10 protein-coding genes are annotated in these 7,526 nt (G+C 29.6%); 9 read left to right on the top strand and 1 reads right to left on the bottom strand.

Annotated elements, in window-relative coordinates:
• Positions 1-293 precede the first annotated feature (293 nt).
• Positions 294-1,106, bottom strand: coding sequence for a phospholipase D-like domain-containing protein (locus T386_RS0103650; RefSeq protein WP_029513780.1), 813 nt, complete (start codon positions 1,104-1,106; stop codon positions 294-296).
• A gap of 690 nt (positions 1,107-1,796) precedes the next feature.
• Here T386_RS0103650 and secY point away from each other — a divergent pair.
• Genes secY through rplQ form a run of 9 tightly spaced genes read left to right on the top strand, consistent with a single transcriptional unit; the run spans position 1,797 to position 7,288 of the window.
• The gene (gene secY / locus T386_RS0103655; protein ID WP_029513781.1) at positions 1,797-3,281 is read left to right on the top strand and encodes a preprotein translocase subunit SecY; all 1,485 of its coding nucleotides are present in this window, start codon (positions 1,797-1,799) and stop codon (positions 3,279-3,281) included.
• Entirely contained in the window at positions 3,275-3,949 is a 675-nt protein-coding gene (locus T386_RS0103660; RefSeq protein ID WP_029513782.1) for an adenylate kinase family protein, read from the top strand. The genes secY and T386_RS0103660 overlap by 7 nt, the downstream gene beginning before the upstream one ends.
• A 55-nt stretch (positions 3,950-4,004) precedes the next feature.
• Positions 4,005-4,754, top strand: a complete 750-nt coding sequence (gene map / locus T386_RS0103665) for a type I methionyl aminopeptidase (RefSeq protein WP_029513783.1) — start codon at positions 4,005-4,007, stop codon at positions 4,752-4,754.
• Positions 4,755-4,760: 6 nt separating this feature from the next.
• Positions 4,761-4,979 (top strand): translation initiation factor IF-1, encoded by a 219-nt coding sequence (gene infA / locus T386_RS0103670; protein ID WP_029513784.1) that lies wholly within the window; start codon positions 4,761-4,763, stop codon positions 4,977-4,979.
• 12 nt (positions 4,980-4,991) lie between these two features.
• Complete coding sequence (gene rpmJ, locus T386_RS0103675) at positions 4,992-5,105, top strand: 50S ribosomal protein L36 (protein WP_029513785.1); 114 nt, start codon at positions 4,992-4,994, stop codon at positions 5,103-5,105.
• 10 nt (positions 5,106-5,115) lie between these two features.
• Positions 5,116-5,484, top strand: a complete 369-nt coding sequence (gene rpsM / locus T386_RS0103680) for a 30S ribosomal protein S13 (protein WP_029513786.1) — start codon at positions 5,116-5,118, stop codon at positions 5,482-5,484.
• Between the two features lie 19 nt (positions 5,485-5,503).
• Complete coding sequence (gene rpsK, locus T386_RS0103685) at positions 5,504-5,905, top strand: 30S ribosomal protein S11 (RefSeq protein WP_029513787.1); 402 nt, start codon at positions 5,504-5,506, stop codon at positions 5,903-5,905.
• A 16-nt stretch (positions 5,906-5,921) separates the two neighbouring features.
• Positions 5,922-6,932 (top strand): DNA-directed RNA polymerase subunit alpha, encoded by a 1,011-nt coding sequence (locus tag T386_RS0103690; protein WP_029513788.1) that lies wholly within the window; start codon positions 5,922-5,924, stop codon positions 6,930-6,932.
• On the top strand, positions 6,932-7,288 hold the full coding sequence (gene rplQ, locus T386_RS0103695) for a 50S ribosomal protein L17 (RefSeq protein ID WP_029513789.1): 357 nt from the start codon (positions 6,932-6,934) through the stop codon (positions 7,286-7,288). The genes T386_RS0103690 and rplQ overlap by 1 nt, the downstream gene beginning before the upstream one ends.
• Positions 7,289-7,526: the final 238 nt, after the last annotated feature.

The raw sequence follows: 7,526 nt of genomic DNA on the forward strand, positions 1-7,526 counted from the left end.
AGAAATATTTATGCTAGATGAGATATTTGAAGATTTAAAAAGAGAGCGTGAGTATTTATCACAAATAATTGATTTTTAGATTCTATGATTCATTTTTAAATTGAAATCAAAATGTTTATTTTTCTTAACACATAATAAATAAGCTAATGCTTAGCCTAAGCGCAAAAATATGTAATTAAAAATGTTTTAACATTAGTTAAAGCATATTTTGTTTTATTAAACAACACAAAGAATAAGAAAACCAACCTAAAAACCTAAAATTGATAGGTAAATTTTCGGTTTTTTAGGTTGGTTTATAATTTGAATAAGTGGCTCAATTTGATTGAAAATTCACATTTAACTGCTTTGTAAGTTGCTAATTCATAACCCTCAGGAATTTGTTTAATAATATTATCTAAGTCTGCATCTTTTAAATAGGTTTCAGCTTTATTAGGATAATCAAACACCGTTTCATTATTAGCTTTTTCATTCATTAATTCCATTTTAGCCAATGTATCAGCATCAATAATTTTTCCTAAATTAGATGAACCAATTATTGTTGAAATGGTATGTTTTTTATTTTTACCTTGATAAATTGCACCTTTATATTTAAAAATAATGTTATTGTCTTCATCAATTACATAATCAAGTTTGCTTGATAATTTTTGACCATTATCTCAGGTTGGTTCATTAACATTAACTACTTGATAGTTCTTAGGAATATTAATTCCTTTAAATTCTAAAATAAAATTCTTGTTACTAGATCAATTAGGCATTTTGCCTTTTTTTGTAACTATAACTTTTCCTGTGTATCTGTCATATCAAAAACTATTTTCATTTTTAATAGCTTCTTGAAATTCTTTTTCCTTACCACTAATTACAGATAAATTTTCATTTAATTCGTTAGTGACTCATTCATTTATATTTTTTAATTTTTCATCAACTTCTATTGCGGGTTTATTACTTGGTTTATTTTCATCCGGTTTTGCGGGCTCATTTGGTTTTATGGGCTCATTTGGTTTTTCATTTGGATTAGTTTTTTTACAACTAATAGGCATAATAGCAAAAACAGTTGGTATTGCAACACTAGCTAAAACTAATGGTAATATTTTATGTATTTTTTTCATTTCAACTCCTACTTGTAAAATTTTTTTATAAATAATAGACGCAACGCATATATCATTTATTATTTTTTTTACATTTTTTAGTTATTATATATCAAAAAATATGGAAGTATTTACATATATTTATGCCAACATTTGCGCGCATAATTTTTATTCATAATGAAGTAGCGCTTATAAAACAGCATTGATTAATACTAAAAAAACAGCAATCAAAAACAAAATAATTTATGTCGTTATTAGTTATTGTAATATCATTTTATTTACAATAATTTAATTGTTAATTATTGAAATATAGTTCAATAAAAATATTTAGTAATTGACGAGATTCTTACCACTAATATATTTGCAAAACAACAAGGTAATAATTAGATATTTTTACTATAAAACAGTCAAATTAGTAAAAAAATGATTAATCAAATAAGTTATTAAAAATGAATTGCTTCACACACTCATTAGCACCAGTATAAAAAACGCGAATCAGCACAATTGTTGTAAATCAAATCTATTATTTAAAAATCTATTATGTAATCAAAATCTAATTTCTATGTCTTATCATATTAATTACTTAAAATATTTAAGTATTAATCTATAATATAATTTATATTTTTAATTAGATGTAATATAGATAATGCACTTTGTTATAAATTATTATTTAAGCAAAAAGAAGTGTGAGCTAAAAAAGAAAGGGTTTTCATGAAGAAAATTGGAATAAAAGCACGCGAATTTTTTTATAAATTTGGTAAGAAATGAAAAGAATGGTGATCTTCTAAAGAGATAACTAAAAAATTTTTATATACTGCCTTACTGCTTGCTATTTATCTAATAATGACCGCTATTAAGTCGCCATTTGTTAGTTTTTTAAGCGTTAATAATTCAATTGATAATGATACTTTTTTAAGCACTCTTAATATGATTGGTGGTGGTGGTTTAAGACAATTTTCATTAGTTGCTCTTGGTATTAGTCCTTTCATTAATGCATCATTAATTATGTCTCTTTTACAAACTAAAGCTTTTCCAGCTATCCAAAAGTTGTCGCAAAGTGGACCTGAGGGAAGGCGAAAAATTAATATAATCACAAGAGTTTTAACACTATTCTTAGCTTTTCCACAAGCATTTATGCTTACCAAAGCGTTAAGTAGTGGTGATAATCCCTTTATTAAAATTAATACATACGGTCTTAATATTCATTTAGTTACTTACTTTTTATTACCAATTATTTTAATTGGAGGGTCACTATTTTCATTATTTATTGCTGAACAAATTACAAATAAAGGTATTGGAAATGGTACAAGTTTAATCATTTTTATTGGTATTGTTTTCCAATTGCCTATTCAATTTAAAACAGCATGAGGCTTCTATGTAAGCGATTCAGAAAGTTCAGCTATTGTTGTTGGAATGCTTAAATTTTTAACTTATTTATTTGTTTACTTGACTTTACTATTTGTTATTGTAATTATTTACCTTGCTGAAAGACATATACCAATTCAACAAATAGGAGCTGGTAGAAGTAAAAGCATCAAAGATATGGGTAAATTACCTATTAAGCTTAATCCGGCCGGTGTTATGCCTATAATCTTCGCTTCTATGTTTGTGTCTTTTCCACTATTAATTGCTAGAATATTACCAAGCCATAATAATGCCGGAATTTGAATTAGAGAGCATATGGACTTTTCAAAACCACTTGGTTTGAGTTTACTTGTTTTATTTACATTCTTTTTCTCATTCATTATGGGTTTACAACAGTCAAGAGTTGATAGAATTGCAGAAGACTTTACCAAGAATTCCACATTTATACCTGGTATTCAACCAGGTGTGCAAACTGAAGATTATCTTATAAGCGTGGTGATGAGATTATCAACATTTAGTGCTTTTTATTTGGTTCTTTTAGTTTCGTTCCAATACTTAATGGTTATTATTCTTAGTATTCCGTCAGCTATGTCATTTGGTGGAACTAGTATGATGATTTTAGCATCAGTTGCAATTGAAACACTTGATCAATTTAAAGCAAGAATTAAATCAAGTCAATTAGCAAAGCAAAAACGTATTTCTCGTCTTGTTTCAGAAAATATTGCTGATAATAAAAATGATACTTATGATGATAGTCATCTATATGGAGTAAGTCCACTTGAAAGTCCAAATTCAGAAATTAACAAAAACGAGGATGGTTTGCTATGATAAAACAAGGTGATATTCAATTAACTAATTTAGTTTTTATGGGGCCACCAGGTGTTGGAAAAGGAACTATTGCCGCTATAATTGCTCAAAAATATGGGATGGTTCATTTATCGACTGGTAATATTTTTAGAGCTGAAATAGCATCAAAAAGCAAATTAGGAATTGAGGTTTCTAAATTAGTTGAATCGGGTCAATATGTGCCCGATGAAATCACAAATCAAATAGTTAAAAAAGCACTTGAAAATTACGCATTACAAGATAAAACAGTTATTCTTGATGGTTATCCTAGAACAATAAGCCAAAGTCATTTTTTAGATACCATCAAGGAATTTGACTATAAAGTTATTGAATTAGAAGCAACTGATGACTTGATTTTAAAAAGATTAAGCGGTCGTCGTTTTTGTCCTAATTGTAAAGCAAGCTTTCATGTTGAATTTATGCCTTCATCAAAAGGAAATATTTGCGATAAGTGTGATCATGAATTAGTAACACGCAAAGATGATTCACCTGAATCAGTCAAAAAACGTCTTGAAGTTTATGCTAATCAAACTGAGCCCTTACTTAAATATTATAAAAATAACCTTCATGCTTTTGATGCTAGTGGCAATCCAGACGAATCAGCTAAATTAATTGTTAAAACAATTAGTGATATTATAAAAAAACAAAAATAATTTTTTTGTTTTGGTATTTTAATTTAAAATGCTTTAATTAGGAAGGAATTAATCTATGATTTTGATTAAGAGCCCTCGTGAAATAGAACTAATTAAAAAAAGTTGCGAGATCCTGGCAGAGGTTAAACAAATTTTATTTGATCTTGTAAGACCAGGAATTTCATTAAAAGAGTTAGATCGTCATGCTTTTAATGAAATAGTTAAAAGAGGAGCAGAGCCAGCCTTTAAAGGCCTTTACGGCTTTCCAGCTACTGCTTGTATCTCTGTTAATGACGAGTTAATCCACGGCATCCCATCTAATTATGTAATCAAAGATGGCGACATAATTAAAATTGATTTAGGGTGCACTTATAAAGGATATAATAGCGATAGTGCTTTTACAAAAGGCGTAGGCACTATTAGCAAAAGTGACCAAAAAATAATTGATATAGCCAAACAAGCTTTTGAAGCGGGACTAGCAGCTATCCAGCCAGGTGCTAGGGTAGGCGATATTAGTTATGCTATTGGTGAGGTTATTAAAAAAAATAATTTATACACACCAGAAGAGTACTGTGGACATGGCATAGGCAAATCAGTGCATGAAGACCCATACGTTTATAACACTGGAGTCCCAGGCACTGGTCCATTATTACGTGATGGAATGGTGATTTGTATTGAACCTATGATTTTACAAAAATCAAATCGCATTCGTGTTAAAAAAGATAAATGAACTGTTGTTAGTGCAGAGCATTTAAATGCTGCTCATTATGAACATACAGTTTTAATTGAAAATGGTTATGGTGTTGTATTAACGAAAGGAATCTAATCAAGAATGGCAAAAGACGCTATTAAAATTAGAGCAAAAGTAAAAGAAATTTATTCAACAGATGAATATTTAGTAGAACTTGAAAGTGGTCAAGAAATTAAAGCAAATATTTCCGGTAAAATGCGTGTTAATCATATTAGGATTTTGCCTGGAGATGATGTTGATGTCGAATTAAGTCCTTACAACTTGCAACGTGGTAGGATTACATATCGGCACAACAAATAAGGAGACTAATTTATGAAAGTTAGAGCTAGTGTAAAAAGAATTTGTAAAGATTGTCGTGTTATTAAACGTAAAGGCGTGATTAGAATTATTTGCTCAATTCCTAAGCACAAACAAAGACAAGGATAGGATATTTTAAATGGCTAGAATTTTAAATATAGAAATTCCTAATAATAAACGTGTAGTTATTTCATTAACTTACATTTATGGAATTGGAAAAACAAGTGCACAAGAAATTTGTGCAAAAGCAAAAATTGACGAAAACATTAGAGTTAAAGATTTAACAGAAGCTCAATTAAGTGCTATTCGTGAAATTGCAAAAGGTTATGTAACAGAAGGTGACTTACGTAGAGAAAGTTCATTAAATATTAAGCGTTTAATGGAAATCAAATGCTACCGTGGAATTAGACACCGTAAAGGTTTGCCAGTGAGAGGCCAAAGCACAAAAAGTAATGCTAGAACCCGTAAAGGTCCTCGTAAGACTGTTGCTGGTAAAAAATCTAAATAATTTATTTTAGGAGATTATTATGGCTACAGTAACAAAAGCTAAAAAAACTAAAAAGAAAAACATTACAAAAGGTGTGGCACACATTCACTCAACAAACCAAAACACAATCGTAACATTTGCAGACGAACAAGGCAATGTAATTGCATGAAGTAGTTCAGGAGCAATTGGCTACAAAGGAACAAAAAAGAAAACTCCTTATGCAGCCGGCTTAGCAGCCCAAGCAGCTTCTGAAGCAGCTAAAGAACAAGGTATTAAAAGCGTAAGAGTTGAACTTAAAGGACTAGGAGCAGGTAAAGATGCCGCTAGAAAACAAATTGAAGTTTCAGGCATTATTGTTACTAAAATTAAAGATGTAACACCAGTTCCACACAATGGTACAAGACCTCCAAAACGTATTCTTAAACGTGAAAAAATGAGATAAAAGGAGAGTATAACTTATGGAAAGAATGTCTAAATTAGATTACTTACAAGTAAGTAACTCTACAAACAAATCAAATCCCAATGAAGTAACATTTTCACTTAAGCCACTTGAAAGAGGCTTTGGCAATACTGTTGCCGTTGCTCTCAGAAGAGTGCTTTTATCAAACATAACTTCGCTTGCATTATTTGCTATTCGCATCGAAGGAGTAAGTCACGAATTTCAAACTATTACTGGAATCGTAGAAGATGTTACTGCAATTATTATGAATCTTAGAAAAGTGAAGTTTCAATATAATTCAAAATTTATCAAAGATGGTGAAATTATCAAGGCAACATTAAAAGCTGATCAAGTTGGAGCTGTGACTTCAAAAAGTATTGAATTAGCAAATCCTTCAGTTGAAATCATCAACAAGAGTCAACATATTGCTAATATTCAAAAAGGTACTTTAAATATTGAGTTATATTTACGTCCTGGTCGTGGTTTTATTTCTAATGAAGAAAACAAAAAGTTTATTCAAAATGATTCTCTCTTTGGTTCAAAAATTGAATCAAACATCAAAAAAGGCTTATTTATAGCAGTAGATAGCGATTTCAGTCCTATTGAAAAATGTTCATATATTGTGCAAGAATTAAATACTTCAAGTAACAAAATTGAAGAAGAATTGCTTTTTACAGTCGTAACAGATGGAACGGTAGAAGCTAAAAGCGCTATTAGTCAAGCATGCAAGATTTTAGTTGCACACTTTATGACTGTTGGTGATGTTGATTCAATGTCGCTTGATGTATTTGAAGAAGAAAAAGAAGCAAAAACTGAAGTTATTGAAAATGATGTTGACATTACTCAATTAGGTTTATCAGTTCGTTCTCTTAATGCGCTGAAAAGAATTGGTAAAACTAAAGCCTCAGAAATTGCTGCTATGACATGAGAACAATTAGAACAAACTAAAAACCTTGGTAAAAAATCACTTGATGAAATTCAAGAATGCTTAAAATTAAATGGCTTCACATTTAGCAAAGGAGACGAATAATGGCTAATCCAACACAAATTTACGCCCGTGATACAAAATGACGTAAAGGCGTTATGAGAACTTTAATTAGTGAATTATTTGCTAATGGTCGTCTTACAACTACTCTTATGCGTGCAAAGGAATTGCGCAGACATGCTGAAAAATTAATTACCAAAGCAAAAAACCCTACTTTAGCAAACATTCGTCATATTGCTAGTGTTATTCGTCCAAATGCTAAGTGCAATATTTTAGAAAAATTAACAAAGACAATTGCTCCATCATATAAAGAACGTAATGGTGGTTATACAAGAATTTATAAACTAGTTAACCGTAAGGGCGATAATGCCCCTATGGCAATTATTGAATTAGTTAAATAATTCATCTTTTCTTGACTATTAATTTTATTAATCAATCTGTTTTATAGTATTTTAATAAAAATCTTTCGTATAGCAAAATGATATGTCATTTTGCTTTTTATTTTGCTTTTTAAGCGGAATAATTAGCCTGCTTTATAAAATATTTTTTGTGAATTTTCAATCAAATTGAGCCACTTATTCAAATTATAAACCAACCTAAAAAACCGAAAATTTACCTATCAATTTTAGGTTTTTAGGT

The organism is Mycoplasmopsis primatum ATCC 25948 (assembly GCF_000702785.1).
Taxonomy (GTDB): domain Bacteria; phylum Bacillota_I; class Bacilli_A; order Mycoplasmatales; family Metamycoplasmataceae; genus Mycoplasmopsis; species Mycoplasmopsis primatum.